This window comes from Oribacterium sp. oral taxon 108 str. F0425 (assembly GCF_000214455.1).
GTDB lineage: Bacteria > Bacillota > Clostridia > Lachnospirales > Lachnospiraceae > Oribacterium > Oribacterium asaccharolyticum.
Window position 1 is genome coordinate 696288 of sequence record NZ_AFIH01000001.1, and the last position, 15757, is coordinate 712044.

12 protein-coding genes and 1 pseudogene are annotated in these 15757 nt (G+C 42.5%); 12 read left to right on the plus strand and 1 reads right to left on the minus strand.

Going from position 1 to position 15757, the window contains the following annotated elements:
* The first annotated feature begins 770 nt into the window (after positions 1 to 770).
* Positions 771 to 2030 carry a hypothetical protein gene (locus HMPREF9124_RS03445; protein WP_009428666.1) on the plus strand — a complete coding sequence of 420 codons (1260 nt, stop codon included), beginning with the start codon at positions 771 to 773 and terminating at the stop codon, positions 2028 to 2030.
* 285 nt (positions 2031 to 2315) lie between these two features.
* On the opposite strand, the gene HMPREF9124_RS03450 is transcribed toward HMPREF9124_RS03445, so the two are convergent.
* Positions 2316 to 2717, minus strand: a complete 402-nt coding sequence (locus HMPREF9124_RS03450; RefSeq protein WP_009537339.1) for an ATP-binding protein — start codon at positions 2715 to 2717, stop codon at positions 2316 to 2318.
* Positions 2718 to 2978: 261 nt separating this feature from the next.
* Here HMPREF9124_RS03450 and HMPREF9124_RS03455 point away from each other — a divergent pair, with 261 nt between their 5' ends.
* The 11 genes and pseudogenes from HMPREF9124_RS03455 to HMPREF9124_RS03500 all read left to right on the plus strand — a co-directional run bounded on the left by HMPREF9124_RS03455 (position 2979) and on the right by HMPREF9124_RS03500 (position 15711).
* Complete coding sequence (locus tag HMPREF9124_RS03455) at positions 2979 to 4202, plus strand: ABC transporter substrate-binding protein (RefSeq protein WP_009427836.1); 1224 nt, start codon at positions 2979 to 2981, stop codon at positions 4200 to 4202.
* Between the two features lie 43 nt (positions 4203 to 4245).
* Entirely contained in the window at positions 4246 to 5166 is a 921-nt protein-coding gene (locus HMPREF9124_RS03460; protein ID WP_009429724.1) for a carbohydrate ABC transporter permease, read from the plus strand.
* Entirely contained in the window at positions 5166 to 5990 is an 825-nt protein-coding gene (locus HMPREF9124_RS03465; protein ID WP_009429059.1) for a carbohydrate ABC transporter permease, read from the plus strand. Before HMPREF9124_RS03460 ends, HMPREF9124_RS03465 begins: the two co-directional genes overlap by 1 nt.
* Before the next feature lie 102 nt (positions 5991 to 6092).
* Positions 6093 to 8369 (plus strand): glycoside hydrolase family 65 protein, encoded by a 2277-nt coding sequence (locus tag HMPREF9124_RS03470; RefSeq protein ID WP_009429128.1) that lies wholly within the window; start codon positions 6093 to 6095, stop codon positions 8367 to 8369.
* Positions 8359 to 8994, plus strand: coding sequence for a beta-phosphoglucomutase (gene pgmB / locus HMPREF9124_RS03475; protein ID WP_009428119.1), 636 nt, complete (start codon positions 8359 to 8361; stop codon positions 8992 to 8994). Before HMPREF9124_RS03470 ends, pgmB begins: the two co-directional genes overlap by 11 nt.
* A gap of 274 nt (positions 8995 to 9268) precedes the next feature.
* Positions 9269 to 9640, plus strand: a pseudogene (locus HMPREF9124_RS11655) (IS256 family transposase); the annotation flags it as partial.
* A 230-nt stretch (positions 9641 to 9870) separates the two neighbouring features.
* Entirely contained in the window at positions 9871 to 10800 is a 930-nt protein-coding gene (locus HMPREF9124_RS03480; RefSeq protein ID WP_009428780.1) for a ribokinase, read from the plus strand.
* Positions 10801 to 10922: 122 nt separating this feature from the next.
* Positions 10923 to 12047, plus strand: a complete 1125-nt coding sequence (locus HMPREF9124_RS03485; protein WP_009428129.1) for a BMP family lipoprotein — start codon at positions 10923 to 10925, stop codon at positions 12045 to 12047.
* 112 nt (positions 12048 to 12159) lie between these two features.
* Positions 12160 to 13722: an ABC transporter ATP-binding protein gene (locus tag HMPREF9124_RS03490; RefSeq protein WP_009429848.1), complete on the plus strand. Its 1563-nt coding sequence runs from the start codon at positions 12160 to 12162 to the stop codon at positions 13720 to 13722.
* A complete protein-coding gene (locus HMPREF9124_RS03495) occupies positions 13713 to 14801 on the plus strand; it encodes an ABC transporter permease (RefSeq protein ID WP_009429181.1) in 1089 nt (362 codons plus the stop codon). The genes HMPREF9124_RS03490 and HMPREF9124_RS03495 overlap by 10 nt, the downstream gene beginning before the upstream one ends.
* An 88-nt stretch (positions 14802 to 14889) precedes the next feature.
* Positions 14890 to 15711 (plus strand): ABC transporter permease, encoded by an 822-nt coding sequence (locus HMPREF9124_RS03500; RefSeq protein WP_242821550.1) that lies wholly within the window; start codon positions 14890 to 14892, stop codon positions 15709 to 15711.
* The last annotated feature ends 46 nt before the right edge of the window (positions 15712 to 15757 follow it).

The window sequence follows — 15757 nt, forward strand, 5'->3', positions numbered from 1 at the left end:
TCATCAGCATCTATATCCACGGTTCGGTGGCACAGAATGCTTTTCGCTAGGAGCGCTCCGATGTGGATGCGCTCGCGGTGGTTTCGGAGTGCCTCACCTAAGCCGAGCACATTCACTTTGTAGAGGAGATACGAGCACTCAGTGAGGAGGGGCCTGCGAAGGGAATTGAAGTATCCGTACTCACGGAGTCGGAGCTTCGTGAGGGTGCGCACCCCTATGTCACGGAATGCCATTATTTGCTCTTTTGGGATGAATATGTCCGCGAGGCGGGGTGGGAGAATTGGAATCAAGAATTGCGCAGGGATATGTAAAATCGCTTCTTGATATAATATCCACCGCACGGGAGTGTAGAAAAGTGCTTAAAACAAAGGCTTTCAGCAGATTTCGATGTTCTGCCGAAAGCCTTCTTCTTTATGTTTCACTGCTGTGGGAGTAGCAACTACAATCGCTTGAACCCGCTCCGAGGTCAAAATAAAAATGTTTTCAAAAAATAAAAAGGTTACATTCAAAAAGTTTTATCTGATTCCAATTTTACCGATGCATCATAGATGATTGTCATGATGAAGCAAATGTATGTCAAGATGCTGCCGATTAAAAGTGCTCGGTTTGAGCACTTTTTCTTTTGGTTTTTCTTTTGGGCATTTTTTACATACCCTATTTTTTTTGAGAGCAGCTTATGCTTAGTATCCTTCGACAATATTCTTATATTTATACAAAATTTCTTTAAATTTAAGAAAAATTTCTTTTCAAGCCGGAGAAATAGGAGTAGTATGGAAAAGTTAAATAAATGGTATTTCGGAAAGGAGAGTAGGATGAAGAAGCTAGAGGGAAAGAAAATTGGAAGTTTTGGACGAACACTTGTGCTGGGAACAGTTTTACTGACCGTGGCTAGCCCCATGACATCTTTGGCGAAAACCAATAGAGTGAACACGCCGGGAACTTGGCGGAAGCAAGGGGAGAAGTGGCAATTTCTTAGAGAGTATGGCACTCCGGAGAAGGGCTGGCTGGTCTATGAGAAGGATTGGTATTACCAAAGTCCTGTGGAGGAACTCATGGAAACCGGCTGGTTAAATTTACAGGGAAAGACCTATTTTCTCAGTACGGAGAATGGCTCTACCCTTGGGCATGTGCTTACAGGTTGGCAATGGATTGATGGCTATTGCTATTATTTTGAAGAGGCGGATCAGGCAGACTACGGTGTTTTGTTCACCGGTGGAAGAACCAAGGACGGCTACTATGTGGATGCCAATGGCCGTTGGCTCAATGAGGCCGGTGGGGAACCGGTGTATATTAGCGGCAAGGGACTCAGTGCATCTTTATCAGAGCGACAGGTGGCAGGTGTAAGCCGTAGTATTCCCTCCGGAAATGTAGGGCAGGTAGCGGGAGTAAGTCGTTCCGGAGGTAGATCTTCCGGCGGATCCACAAGCGGAAGCGGTTCCGGTAGCGCCACAAGCGGAAGCACCTCCACCGGAAATTCAGAAAACACAGCTGCTAACGCCGGTAATAATACCGGGACCACTACAGACAATACGGGCAATACCGGAAATACAGCGGAGAATGAAGGAAATACCGAGAACAATGGGAAATCCGAAACCCCGGCTTCTTCCTCTAATCTTTCAAAGGAAGAGGAGGGAAAGTCTGAAGAAAAGCCGGGCAGCGGAGAAAATGGCAATACAGAAGAGAAGCCCGGCACCGGAGAAAGCGGAAAGCCTGAAGAGAAGCCAAGTCCTGAGACACCGGAGGAAAAGAATGTTATTAAGCTGGTGGGAGAAGCCAAGCTTAATCAGGATGTGAAGCTTTATCTGCCTAAGGACATTATGGATAACATCGAATTTGCTGCCGTCAATTTTCAGCCGGTTTTATCGAAGTCTTATCAAGAGAACGAACCAAGCTACTCCTTGGATCGGGAAAAGCAGATTCTGACTCTTCCTAAGAGCCTATTCAAGGAAAGTAAAACCTATGAAATCTCTATTATGGCAGGGGGCGAACATCCATTCCATGTCATTACGATAGAGGTAAAAGACGATTAGGAAGTCCCTTTCACAGTAGAAAAGGGTGAGCCGGAGGTACTGGATAAGGGGATTCTTTTGGGTATTAATTATGCAGACTTCTACGCGGTAAGATGCCAAAGGGCATCTTACTCATCGCTCGTACAGTTCAGCAAGCGTTAATCGAGACTTGGAAGACTCAAAAAACCTCGGAAAATCAATGGTTTCCGAGGTTTTTTCATGTTCCATCATTTCTTTAGGTAGAAAAACGCATAGGTAGCACCTATGCCTTGCTTGCGAAGTAGCTGTCTCTCTTAAACTTACTTTTTATGCTTCTATAACAACCTTCATTCCACCGGCTTCTGAAGTACTAAATTGAACGCTCCACTTATAATAACGAGCAATTTGTTTAACGATCCTAAGACCTATTCCGTGTTCTTGAGCATTTTCTAAGTTGTTTAAAACAGCTGTGTTAAGTTTTTTTAATTGTTCTGCAGACACTCCAATACCATCATCTGAAAATTCGATGGTAAGCTTATGTGAACGGTGAATAGATTTGCTGATCTTTATTTTAATACTACAACCATTTGGATTATGATGGATGGAATTATTAATAATATTCTCTATAACCCTTTGATATAGACTTTCATTTACCTTAAGGATAATATTTGAAGCATCTTCTTCAATTTCAAAATCAAATTTATATTTCTGCTCAAATTCCCGATTCATAATATCAATGAGAATTTTTCATTTTTGTTTGTTTGATCTATGCAATGATTTTTTATCACTTAACTAAGAAAGAATTGATGAGAAAATAATCGTCCGGTCTTCTTTAGTCCTGCGAAGGGACTCCTCCAAGAAAATGGGGAGTCTTTTTTGTCTATCATGTCTATTAGGGAAGGGAATAAATAAAATTTATTAGTAAAAATTTCTTTACTTTTACTAAGTAAATAATTAAAATAAAATTACTAAAACAAGGAGGATTCTCAAATGAAGAAAAAAATCAAATTAGCTATGATTGGAATGACAGCCGTACTTTTCGGGCTGACTGCCTGCGGAAATAAGCAGGAAGAAACGTCTAAAGGAGGGAAGACCACGATCCGTTTTGCTTCTTGGGATACAGCGGATGACGTCGATGCACAGCAGAAGCTCGTTGACAAGTTTAATGAAGAGCATCCCGATATTCAGGTTGTGTTGGAAGCCTATGGTTCGGATTTTGACACAAAAATCAGTGCATCCATGGGATCGGGAGACGCACCGGATGTGATGTATATGTGGAACTATCCTGCATATCATGAAGGGCTGGAACCGCTTGACAGCTATATTGAAAAAGAGGGAGAGGACTACAAGAAGAATTTCTATAGTACACTCTGGAATTACAACTCTTATGACGGACAGATCTACGGTTTACCGGTTGGGTTTACGACACACTGCGTGTATTACAACAAAGATCTGTTTGATAAGGCCGGAGTGGAAGCGCCGAAGGAAGGATGGACCTGGAAGGATTTGCAGGAAACCGCAAAGACAATCTATGAGAAAACCGGGGTAAAGGGCTTTTCTTTCTCCATGAAGCCGGATCCCTATGATTATGAAATGTATCTTTGGAGCAACGGAACCGCTTATTGTGACAAAGACGGTAAGATGGAAGGCTATGTTGATTCCGATAAGGCGCTGGAAACCTATAAGATGTTCCAGGATATGGAAAAAGACGGCTATGCTGTAGCAACAGAGAAGTCCGGAGGAGACGAATTTCAGGCGGGACAGACCGGCATGTTTGTTTATGGAGCATGGGCTGTAAAGAAGTATACGGAAGAAGGTGTGAATTTCGGCTTGGCTAAACTTCCTTCCTTCGGCACGGAAAAGTCGGCAAGTATCTTAAGCTCTTCCGGTGTAGCTATTGCCAAGAGCAGCAAAAACAAGGAAGCAGCTTGGGAATTTGTGAAGTTTTGGACAAGTGAAGAAAGCAACAAGAGTCGTATCGGAACAGAGTTCCCCGTTCTGATGTCCGTTGTAGAGAGCGAGAAGATTCTGGAGAAGCCGGAATATGCCCCCTTCTATGAGATGCTGGATCAGAGTGGAGAGTATACTCCCGCAAGCTTTATCATGAATAAATGGTCCGAGGTTTCCGAGAAGTTGGAGCTTGCTTTCGAAGAAATGTATAATCCGAGTTCTCTCATGGATGTAAAAGAAGCAATTTCATCTGTTTTAAATTAATGCGTTCATGTTCTAAACTTATGCTGTTCAAGGAGCGAGGAAAATGGAGTTTAAGAAAAAACTGAAAGGGTTAACACCGTACCTCTTTATTATGCCATGGATCATTGGATTTTTTGTTTTCACCATAGGACCCTTGATTCTATCTTTGGTGATGAGCTTCTTTGATTGGTCTCTTGCCGGAACCCCTGTTTTCAGGGGTTTCGGGAATTACAAAGAGATGTTTACCAAAGATGCACAATTTTGGAAATCTCTGTTGATCAGCATCAAGTATGCGGCGATATTTGTCCCTTTAAATATTTGCATAGCTCTATTTCTTGCCATGCTGATTACCCAGAATGTTCGAGGGGTGAAGTTTTTCAGAACTCTTTTTTACATTCCGACCGTTATTTCCGGGGTTGCAGTGTCCATTATCTGGGGCTGGATTTTGAACGGAGACTACGGTGTTTTAAACTACCTGCTCTCGCTCCTTGGCATTAAAGGGCCAAGGTGGCTGGTAGACCCTGCCTGGGCGCTCTTTGCCGTGATTCTTGCGAGCGCCTTCGGTGTGGGCAGTATGATGCTGATTTTCTATACGGATATCAAAGGAATCCCGACGGATCTCTATGAGGCGGCAGCTTTAGACGGTGCGGGAAAGGTGGGCAGCTTTTTCTCGATTACCCTTCCCTTGATTTCCCCTACCATTTTATTTAACTTGATTACTTCCATAATCGGATCTTTCCAGCAGGTAACCCTGGTTATGCTCTTAACAGGCGGCGGGCCTCTGAAATCCACTTATTTTTACGGTCTGTATACCTATAACAATGCCTTTAAGCATCATAAGTTGGGCTATGCCAGTGCCAATGCATGGGTGATGTTCATCATTATTTTACTCTTGACCGCAGTGGTATTCCGCTCTTCATCGGCTTGGGTATTCTACCAAAGTGAAACAACGGAAAAGAAAAAAGGGAAGGGAGGAAAAAGATAATGAAGACCGATAAGAAAACCAATCTTGTAATAGAGATATTACTGGTAATCATTGCGATTTATTTTATTTCTCCGTTTATCTATATGTTCTTTTCCTCTTTAAAAACGGAAACGGAAGCCATTGCCTATCCTCCGAAGCTTTTCCCGGAGGTGTGGAGATTTTCCAATTACATTGAGGCTTGGAATTCACAGCCCTTCAACACCTTTCTTCTCAATACGGTTCTGGTTACCGTCTTAACCACTTTGGGGCAGCTTGTGTCCTGCTCTTTGGTGGCTTACGGCTTTGCCAGATTCGAATTCAAGGGGAAAAACTTCTTGTTCATGGTACTGCTTTCCACCATGATGATTCCTTGGGATGTTACGATGATTCCCTTGTATATGGAGTTTAAAATTTTTGGCTGGATCAATACCTTAAAACCGCTCATTATTCCGGCTTGGTTCGGTTCGGCATACTATATCTTTTTGATGAGACAGTTCCTCTTGGGCGTGCCGAAAGATTTTGAAGAGGCGGCAAGACTCGACGGCGCCAATGTCTTTCAGATTTACTGGATGATTTTCATGCCGATTTTGAAGCCGTCCCTCATTCTGGTTGCGGTGCTCAATATGATTTCCGTTTGGAATGATTATCTCGGTCCTTTGGTATTCTTACAGGATCGATCCAAATACACCTTGGCGCTGGGACTGGCGGCTTTCAAGGGAGTTCACGGAACAAAGATTATTCCCATGCTGTGTATCACGGTGATTATGATTATTCCGCCGATACTCGCCTTTATCTTTGCACAGAAATACATTGTAGAGGGAACCGGCGGTGCTATTAAGTCATAAAATGCCGTCAAAAGGAACCGGCGGTGCTATTAAGCCATAAAATGCCGTCAAAAGGAACCGGCGGTGCTATTGAGTCATAAAAATGCAAGATGAGGGAGAACGATGATTAGAGACAATTTTTCGAAAATTTTGAGAGAGGCAATGTCGGAGGATTCCTGGGTGATTTCCGAGGATCAATATGATGCAAAGAAGAACCTGCAGTTTGAAAGTCTCTTTGCCTTATCGAACGGCTATATGGGAATACGAGGTGTACAGGAGGAGGGGAATCACCCCTCCCTTCCTTATGTGTATATAAACGGAATCTTTGATAAGTCGGAAACCTTTATGCGGGAACTCGTCACCTTACCCAACTGGAGTGAATTAAAGTTCTATGTAGAGAAGCAATTGCTTTCTGTAGAGCGCTGTGAAATTCTGGAGTATAGGAGAGCGCTGGACTTAAAGACGGCGACGCTCTACAAACATGTCCTTTTAAGAGATGAATCAGGTAGAGAAAGTCTGATTGAGTCCGTGCGTTTCTTAAGCAGGGAAAATGTTCATCGAATGGGCATGAAAGTGTATTTTACCCCCTTAAATTATGACGGCATTTTGGAAATAGAAAGCAGCATTAACGGATCTATCCTAAACTTCTGTGATGCACCGAGGTTTAAGGTGAAGCATAGCGTGGTCACGGAAAACAGTGCAAAGGAAGACAATATTTATCTTGAGGTGGAGACAAGGGATGACCTGCTTCATATCGGGACGGGAGCGAGTCTTCATGCCTATGAAAACGGGGAAGAAGTGCTTCGGAATCGCAGAAGCAGCGCTTTCGGAGAAGTAGCTTTGGAATTTGCGGATTGCAAGATGAAAGAGGGAAAGACGGTAGAAATTCTAAAATATGTTTCCGTATTTACGGAGAAGGACTGTGAAAGAGCAGCAATTCGCCCCTCCGTTTTTAAAGAACTGGAGAGTTTCCGAGATAGGGGCTTCACGGAAGAGCACAGAGCGCATAAAAAGGTTTATGATCTGATGTGGAAGCGCGCGAATGTTCGAATTCAAGGTGATTTTGAGCTGGACCGCGCGGTTCGTTTCAACATTTTCCACCTGATGAGTACCGCCAGTGAGTATGATGACAGAGTCAATGTCGGCGCAAAGCTTCTAAGCGGAGAGGAATACGGGGGTCATGCCTTCTGGGATACGGAACTCTTCATGCTGCCTTTCTTTTCCTTTGTTTTCCCGGAAAAAGCAAAGAGACTGGAATGCTATCGCTACAGACTTCTTGATGCGGCGAGAAAAAATGCGCGGAAAAACGGATATCAAGGTGCGCAGTATCCCTGGGAGTCCGCCGATGACGGAACAGAGCAGTGTCCGGACTGGACGATTGAACCGGACGGCTCCTGCTACCGTTGCTATGTGGCTAAATATGAGCACCATGTTACGGCTGCAGTGATGTACGGTGCGTACAAATATGCGGAAACGACCGGAGATACGGAATTCCTCTATAAGGAAGCAGCGGAAATCTTTGTGGAGACGGCAAGATTCTGGGCAAGCAGAGTACTTTACAATGAGACGCTAAAGCTGTATGAAATTCGTGAAGTGACCGGACCGGATGAGTGGCATGAACCGGTGAATAACAATGTTTATACCAACTATCTGGTGAAATGGTGTCTTCGCTTTGTAAGCTCCTTAATAACGAAAATGAAAGATTCACGGGAGGTGGAGTATCGAAGTCTTTGTGAGAAGCTTCATTTCACGGAGAAAGAAGCGGAAACTTGGAAGGAAATCAGCGATAAAATTTATATCCCGAAGAAAGAAGGCACGAAGATTTTCGAGCAATTCGAGGGATATTTCGATCTGCACGAAGTTCTGATAGAGAAGTACGACAAGAATGACTGGCCAATCAGACCCGAAATCTTAAAGACAATGAGTGTGACAGAAACGCAGCTCATTAAGCAGGCGGATGTGGTTATGCTCATGCATTTGCTCGGACAGGAATTTGACGAAGAGACCATTCGGGAAAACTACAATTACTATGAGAAGCGGACTTTGCACGGCTCTTCCTTAAGCCCCAGTATTTATGCTATTATGGGCTTGAAAATAGGGGACTCCTCTAAAGCTTATCGCTATTTAAGGCGGGCGGCACTCCTCGACTTGTGGAATATTCAGGGAAATACCCGTGAAGGAATCCATGCGGCAAATACCGGCGGAGTTTGGCAGACCGTGGTCTTCGGCTTTGCGGGTCTCTCCCTTGATGAAAACGGAGAGCTTCATTTACAACCTCACATGCCCAAAGAATGGGAGGAATTGCAATTCAGTATTATGCATAGAGGAGAAGCTACGGAAATTACGATTAAAGGGGACAATTCCTATACCATAAGAAAGCGGGAAGAAAATGAAGTATAAAGCGGTGATTTTTGATTTGGACGGGGTAATCTGCAGTACGGACCGGTTTCATTATCTTGCATGGAAAAAGATAGCGGATGATCTGGGGATTTATTTTGATGAGAACATCAACCAAAGATTAAGAGGGGTAAGTAGAGCCGAAAGCTTTCAGATTATTCTGGAAAACTATGACGGAAAGCTGAGCAGCGAGGAAACGGAACACTACCTTGATCAAAAAAATAAACTCTACCGTTCTTATCTGGAAGAAATGTCGGAAAGTGACTTTCAGGAAGAGGTGAAAAGTACCTTGTTGGAACTTAGGAAAAGAGGATATAAGCTCGCTATCGGCTCTTCCAGTAGAAATGCAAAGCCTATCTTGGAGCGCTTAAAAGCAATGGAGTATTTCGATGCCATTTCCGACGGGACGAATATTACGAAAACCAAACCGGACCCGGAAGTCTTTTTAAAGGCGGCGGAAATGTTGGGGTTAAATCCTTCCGACTGCATCGTCATGGAGGATGCAAAGTCCGGAATTGAAGCAGCAAGGGCGGGAGGAATGAAAAGTATCGCGATAGGAGATGCTGTACCTGAGGGGCTTTCCGACTATAAGGTAAAGTGCTTCGGGGAAATTCTGAAAATTGTATAGCAGAAAAATCCGCCTTCTTTTTGGCGGATTTTTCTTTTGGGAAGAATTTGGATTGAAAAATGGGAGAGCATGCAAAGGCATATAGGAAAAAACGTGTTGATGAAAATGCTGTAACTCCTTGTGTAATAACGGGTTGTGGGGGGATATTCCCTAAAAACTATACTCATTGGAGGAAGATTAAATGAATCAAGTAAAATGTCCTGTTTGTGGAAATTAATCTGTTAAATTGGGAAAACCAAAGCAGGATCTCACCGCTGGCTTTGTAAAGCATGCAAAAAGAATACTAAAGGCAGAGTGCTCATTGCTAAGACTTATACAAGAAAATATATTTTTAACATACCTTATAATGAATTATCTACAGATTTTATCGCGTCATCAACGAATAACCGAATAGAAGGTGGTATTAACTCCCGACTTATGGAAATGCTAAGAAACCATAGAGGCTTATCTATAGAAAGACGAATAAAAGCGGTCTACTGGATGCTATATGCACTCTCCGGAGCCGCTTTCTTCGTCTGAAATATTAAATGTAATGCCTACAGATAAAAGTATTGCCAGACTATATAAAAATGTGAATGAGAAGCAAAAATTAGAAAAAAGCCTATACATCTGGGATGATACTATTGTGTGGAGCGACCTTCATTGAATAGATAATACATTTGCTAATTGGGATTAGCCATCAACACATTTTGTTCTATAACTCATTCTTTAAAAAATGAAAAGAATAGCAAGATTTTTTCGTTAAAATATAGAATTTCTATTGACAATACGATTCAAAAATAGTAAAAGTGTATAAGGAAACATATTTCGGAAATAATTTCTGAGGCAATATCACGGTATTCTGAAGTGAGTGGAAGTGAAGAACAGAGGTGAAGAGTGAAAATTGTAAATCTTGGCTCGCTCAATATTGATAAGACTTATTCTGTGGAACATTTTGCGAGACCCGGAGAAACCATTAAGGCTAAGTCCTATCGGGAGTATTGTGGTGGAAAAGGACTTAATCAGTCCATTGCTCTATCCCGAGCTGGTGCGGAAGTTTACCATGCCGGAAAGGTGGGAGAGGATGGTGCTATCCTCAGGAAGGCCTTAGAAGATTCGGGGGTAAATTTGACTTACCTGGAAAAGGGAAAGCAAGTCAGCGGGCACGCCATTATTCAGATAGATGAGGCGGGGCAGAATAATATCATCATAAGTGGCGGTGCAAATGAGGAGTTAGACAAGCAGTTTATCGAGAAAGTTTTAGGGAATTTCCTTAAGGGAGATATTCTGCTGTTACAAAATGAGATAAGCAATGTCGCATTTGCGATAGAGGAAGCTAAGAGGAGAGGGCTAACGATTGCCTTCAATCCCTCTCCTTTAGATAAAAAGATACTAGGGTATCCTCTTAAAGATGTCGACTTATTCATTATGAATGAGATAGAAGCTGTGGAAATTTTAAGAGGAGAGCATTTAAATATTGGGCAGGAGGAAAGCTGGGTTGACCAGCATGGAATTAGGGAAGAAGATCTGCGAAAAGCCTTTCCCAAAGCTGCTTTTGTAATAACATTAGGTGAAAAGGGTTCTGTGTACTTTGACGAGAATACTCGTGTAGAACAGGATATTTTTCCAACTAAGGTAGTGGATACTACAGGGGCTGGAGATACCTTTTGCGGATATTTCCTCGCAGGACTTACGAAGGGGCTTTTGGTGAAAGACTGTTTAGAATTAGCTAGTGCAGCGGCATCCATCTCTGTTTCCAAGCCCGGAGCAGCGGCTAGTATTCCCCTTTGGGAAGAAGCAATGTTGCATGTCGAAAACCATAAGTAAGAATATAAAAAATTAAAAATAGTAGAATGAATCATAGAGGAACTAAAAGTAAAAATACTGAGTATAAGCTACAAGAAGTTGCCTGAAAAGGTGTGAGAATTATATTCTATGAGGAGGAAAAAATGAAAAAACGTAGTATTGCAACGATGCTTCTGATGAGCATGGCTATTGTGGCTTGTGGGGGTGCTAAGGTACAGACTGACAATTCGAACAAGACAGAAGCTGCCGGGGATGCTGTAAAAGATGAAGCGGCTTCTGGAAAGAAAGCTATTCTGGTTATCAACGGTAATCTTGGAGATTTAGGCTTTTTTGACTCTGCCAACAGAGGGATGGAAAGACTGAAAAATGAACTTGGTATGGATGTTAAGGTGGTTGAAACTGGTGATGATGAGGCGAAGTGGGAGCCTGCACTGGCGGATGCTGCGGATGAGCCTGTTGACTATGTTATCGCTGTTTCTCCTTCTATGGTAGAGCCGGTGCAGAAGTTGGCACCGGATTATCCTGAGAAGAAGTTCATCCTTATCGATAATGTGGTAGATTTCCAGGCTGCTAATCTTTCCAATGTATATTGTGCTACCTTCAAGCAAAACGAGGGATCTTTCCTTGCAGGTGCTGCAGCAGGGCTTTCTGTAGAGGAGGGTGGAACAATCGGCTTTATCGGCGGAATGGACATTCCGCCAATCAATGACTTCCTTGTAGGATACATTGAGGGAGCACAGAGTGTAAATTCAGGCGTGAAAGTGATTAGCACCTATACTGGTGACTACTATGATCCTGCAAAGGGAAAAGAGCATGCCATTGTACAGTTTAATCAGGGAGTGGGAGTTGTTTTTGCTGCTGCTGGTCCTGCAGGGCTTGGTTCCATTGAGGCTGCTACAGAACAGGATAAGAAGATTATCGGTGTGGATTCTGACCAGTCTACCGCCTATGAAAATAAGGGGGATAAGAAGACGGCAGAACATATTGTGACCTCCATGATAAAGAATGTCGGAGATGCAATTTTCCGTGCTATTGATAAGGACTTAAAGGGCGAGCTGAAATGGGGAGCTGCAGAAAGCCTTGGTATCGCGGAAGAGGGCGTGGGACTTGCAAAGAATGACATTTATAATGCCTCTTTCACAGACGAGCAAAAAGCAAAGATTGAAGAAATTCAGCAGGAAGTAGTAGATGGTAAGATTAAGGTTAGCTCCGCAATCGGTATGTCTACAGAAGAATTGGATAAAATTAGAAATGCAGTAAAACCGTAGTAAAGGATAATGTGCCGCGTGTATCACGTAGGGTGGCTTGTTTGTGATAAGAGCCGTGCGTAAGCGCGCGGCTCTTCTTTACTCTTGGGTTCCTAGTTTGGAGGTTCAAACCATGGGCGATATGAATAGCAAAGTAGTTTTAAAAGCAGAAGGAATCGTAAAGGTCTATCCCAACGGTGTGGTGGCCAATAAAGATGTCAATCTGGAAATTGTTGCCGGAGAAATCCATGCTTTAATAGGTGAAAACGGTGCGGGAAAATCCACCCTGATGAAGATTCTTTTCGGTATGGAGCAACCTGAAAAGGGGAAAATCTATCTGAATGGGCAGGAAGTTACCTTGGATAGTCCGAAAAAAGCCATAAATTTAGGGATAGGGATGGTTCACCAGCATTTTATGTTAGTCGAATCTCTGACCATTGCCGAGAATATTGTCCTCGGTAAAGAACCTAAGAAAAATGGGTTCTTTTTGGATAGAAGAGAGATGTTGAAGATTTCTTCCGAAGTGGCGGAAAAGTATAACTTTTCCATAAATGTGGAGGAAAAAATTGAAAATGTCAGTGTGGGTGTAAAGCAGGAAACAGAAATTTTAAAAGCCCTAGTAAGAGGAGCTAAAATTCTCATTTTGGATGAGCCTACCGCAGTTTTGACACCGCAGGAGACAAAAAATTTATTTGAAGAGTTGAGGAATTTAAAGAAGCAGGGGCACACTATTATTTTCATCTCTCATAAGTTGAATGAAATCATGGAGATCTGCGATAGAGTGACCATTATGCGACATGGTGTAACAGTAGAAACAAAAGAAGTTAAGGACACTAGCCCGGCAGAAATCTCTAGTAAGATGGTAGGAAGAGATGTCGTGCTTCACATCGATAAGCTACCGGCAAAAAAAGGAGAGCTTTGTTTAGAGGCAAAAGACCTGTGTTATACCAATAAGCTTGGGAAAATGATGTTGGATCATGTTTCCTTTAAGTTGTATGCCGGAGAAATCGTGAGTGTAGCCGGAGTAGAAGGAAATGGGCAGTCTGAGCTTGCAGAGATCCTGTCTGGTATGAAAGAAAAGAATGAGGGAGAAATTCTCATTGAAAATAAAAGAATGCAGGACTATTCGCCCAAGGCCTTTCGAGAAAAGGGCGTGGTTTATATTCCGGAAGACAGAATGTCGGTGGGATCTGCAGAACGAATGAGTATTCGGGATAATATTTTTGCTTGCAAGGTTGATCAATATTTGAAAAAAAATGTTTTTTTGGATGAAAGCAGGATGGAAAAGGATGCAAAAAAATGGATAGAAGATTTCCAGGTACTTTGTTTTTCGTCCAAGCAGAAGGTGAATATGCTTTCGGGTGGAAATATCCAGAAGGTGGTTGCAGCAAGAGAATTGACGGAGGATTTTAAAATCATCATCGCGGAGCAACCCACCAGAGGAATTGATGCAGGCACATCGGAATTGATTAGAAGAAAATTAATTGAGTTTAGAGATGCTGGAGCAGCTGTTTTACTTATTTCTGCTGATTTGAATGAAGTTTTTGAACTGAGTGATAAATGTGTAGTGATGTGGAATGGAAAAATAAACGCGTACTTTGAAGATACTGCGGAGCTCACGGAAGAAGAGTTGGGATACTACATGCTGGGCGTAAAGAACCAGAGCAAAGAGGAGGTGGAAAAAATATGGCGATGAATATGAATGCAAAAGTGGATCGTTATAATCGTTATTTTTCTATTATTCGATTTGTGGTAGCGGTTTTTATCGCATTTTTTATTTCTTTTGTGATTATGGCATTTTCTACAGAGCATCCGTTCTCTGCTCTATTAAATCTCTTTATTGGGCCGTTCACAACATTAAGACGTTTCAGTACGGTATTGGAAACAGCGATTCCGCTGACTTTTGCAGGTCTGTCTGTTTGTGTTATGTTTAAGGCAAGACAGTTTAATCTAGCATCGGAGGGTGGTTTTTTTCTGGGAGCTTTAACTTCGGCGATTGTTGCCATTTATATGCCTCTTCCCCCTGTGCTTTCGATTATTCTTGCTTTGTTTTTGGCAGGCATCGTCGGTTCTTTGGTTTGCGGAATTCCTGGTATATGCAAGGTGAAGTGGAACAGTAGTGAATTAGTGCTTTCGCTTATGCTGAATTATGTAGCACTCTATATTGGTACCTTTATTTTTAACCAAGTAGCAAAAGATCCAAGTTCGGCATACAGTGCTTCTTTCCCGTTTAGGGAGGGAGTGAATTTAGGAAATCTTATTCCTAAGACCAGGTTGCATTATGGTATCTTTTTAGTTGCAGTATTTGTGGTCTTCACCTGGCAGTTTATTTATAAGACTAAGTGGGGAATGAAGTTAAGAATTGTCGGTGAGAATCTTAAATTTGGAAAATATGTAGGAATTGGCACAACCGGGATTATTATGATGTCTCAATTGCTTGGCGGTTTTATTGCCGGGGTAGGTGGTGGTGCGGAGATGCTCGGAATGTACTCCCGTTTCCAATGGTCTGCTCTTCCGGGTTATGGATTTGATGGTGTGGTATTAAATATTTTAGCGAAAGAAAATCCTGCCTATATTCCGATTGCGGCCTTTGCGGTAGCGTACTTAAGAATTGGTGCAGACTATATGTATAAGAAGTCGGATGTGGCTTCGGAGATTGTTGCCATTATTGAAGCTCTAGTGATTGTACTTGTGGCAGCCAATGCCTTTTTGGAGAAATATCATCATAAGGTGATTACACGTGTGACAGCAGGGGATAAAGGAGGAAAGGAATGAAAACTTTAGTGAAAGTGATTTTTACCAGTTCGTTTTTTACTCTTTAATTCGTGTGGCGACACCACTCGTTTTGGCTTCGCTGGGGGCAGTGATTACATCTAATGCTGGAATAACCAATATTGGAATAGAAGGAATCATGCTCATTTCTGCTCTAGCGGGAGTATTTGCCAGTGCCTTTTTAGGTGGACCGTGGGTTGGTCTTTTGGTGGCTATTTTGGTGGGAGTAATTTGTTCTCTCTTAATTGGATATGTATCCATGAGCTTGAAAGCAGACAGCGTACTGACTTGTATTGCTTTTAATACTATGGCAGTAGGGGGAACCGTTTATTTCATGTATGCGGTAGTCAAGGATAAAGGAACAACCTTGGCTTTGGACTCTGGAAAATTACCCAGTATCCCCATTCCTATTATTGAGGAAATACCGGTGCTTGGGAAAATATTGTCGAACCACAATATTCTTTCCTATGTTTCATTCTTTATGGTTTTTGTGGTTTATATTCTCTTGTATAAAACACCGCTAGGCTTACGTATTCGTTCTGCGGGAAAAGATCCGAAGGCTTTATCTTCAGTGGGAGTCAGTTTATTAAAAACTCGTTACATCGCCTTGGCTATCAGTGGTGTTTTGGGAGGTATAGCAGGAGCATTTATGTCAATGGGATATGTAACCTGGTTCTCGAAAAACATGACGGCAGGAAGAGGTTTTATTGCTCTTGCGGCTGATGCTATGGGGAATTCTACTCCCATCGGTGCGACCATGGCTTCTCTTTTATTTGCAGTAGCGGAGGCGCTTTCTTACGGCTTACAGGTAACGACGTTCCCTCCGGAGCTCGTACAGATGCTTCCGTATATGGCGACGATAGTAGGATTGATTTTGTACTCGATTAAAAGGAATGCAGATAAAGCAAAGTAAGTGATGTATCAGCGCAGGATAAACGCTGTAGAAAAAAGTGGAATAA

What these genes read in the sequence shown, in the direction of transcription:
- HMPREF9124_RS03445 (WP_009428666.1), top strand. Translation starts at nt 771, where the DNA reads ATGGAAAAGTTAAATAAATGGTATTTCGGAAAGGAGAGTAGGATGAAG.
- HMPREF9124_RS03450 (WP_009537339.1), bottom strand. Translation starts at nt 2,717, where the DNA reads ATGAATCGGGAATTTGAGCAGAAATATAAATTTGATTTTGAAATTGAA.
- HMPREF9124_RS03455 (WP_009427836.1), top strand. Translation starts at nt 2,979, where the DNA reads ATGAAGAAAAAAATCAAATTAGCTATGATTGGAATGACAGCCGTACTT.
- HMPREF9124_RS03460 (WP_009429724.1), top strand. Translation starts at nt 4,246, where the DNA reads ATGGAGTTTAAGAAAAAACTGAAAGGGTTAACACCGTACCTCTTTATT.
- HMPREF9124_RS03465 (WP_009429059.1), top strand. Translation starts at nt 5,166, where the DNA reads ATGAAGACCGATAAGAAAACCAATCTTGTAATAGAGATATTACTGGTA.
- HMPREF9124_RS03470 (WP_009429128.1), top strand. Translation starts at nt 6,093, where the DNA reads ATGATTAGAGACAATTTTTCGAAAATTTTGAGAGAGGCAATGTCGGAG.
- pgmB (WP_009428119.1), top strand. Translation starts at nt 8,359, where the DNA reads ATGAAGTATAAAGCGGTGATTTTTGATTTGGACGGGGTAATCTGCAGT.
- HMPREF9124_RS03485 (WP_009428129.1), top strand. Translation starts at nt 10,923, where the DNA reads ATGAAAAAACGTAGTATTGCAACGATGCTTCTGATGAGCATGGCTATT.
- HMPREF9124_RS03490 (WP_009429848.1), top strand. Translation starts at nt 12,160, where the DNA reads ATGGGCGATATGAATAGCAAAGTAGTTTTAAAAGCAGAAGGAATCGTA.
- HMPREF9124_RS03495 (WP_009429181.1), top strand. Translation starts at nt 13,713, where the DNA reads ATGGCGATGAATATGAATGCAAAAGTGGATCGTTATAATCGTTATTTT.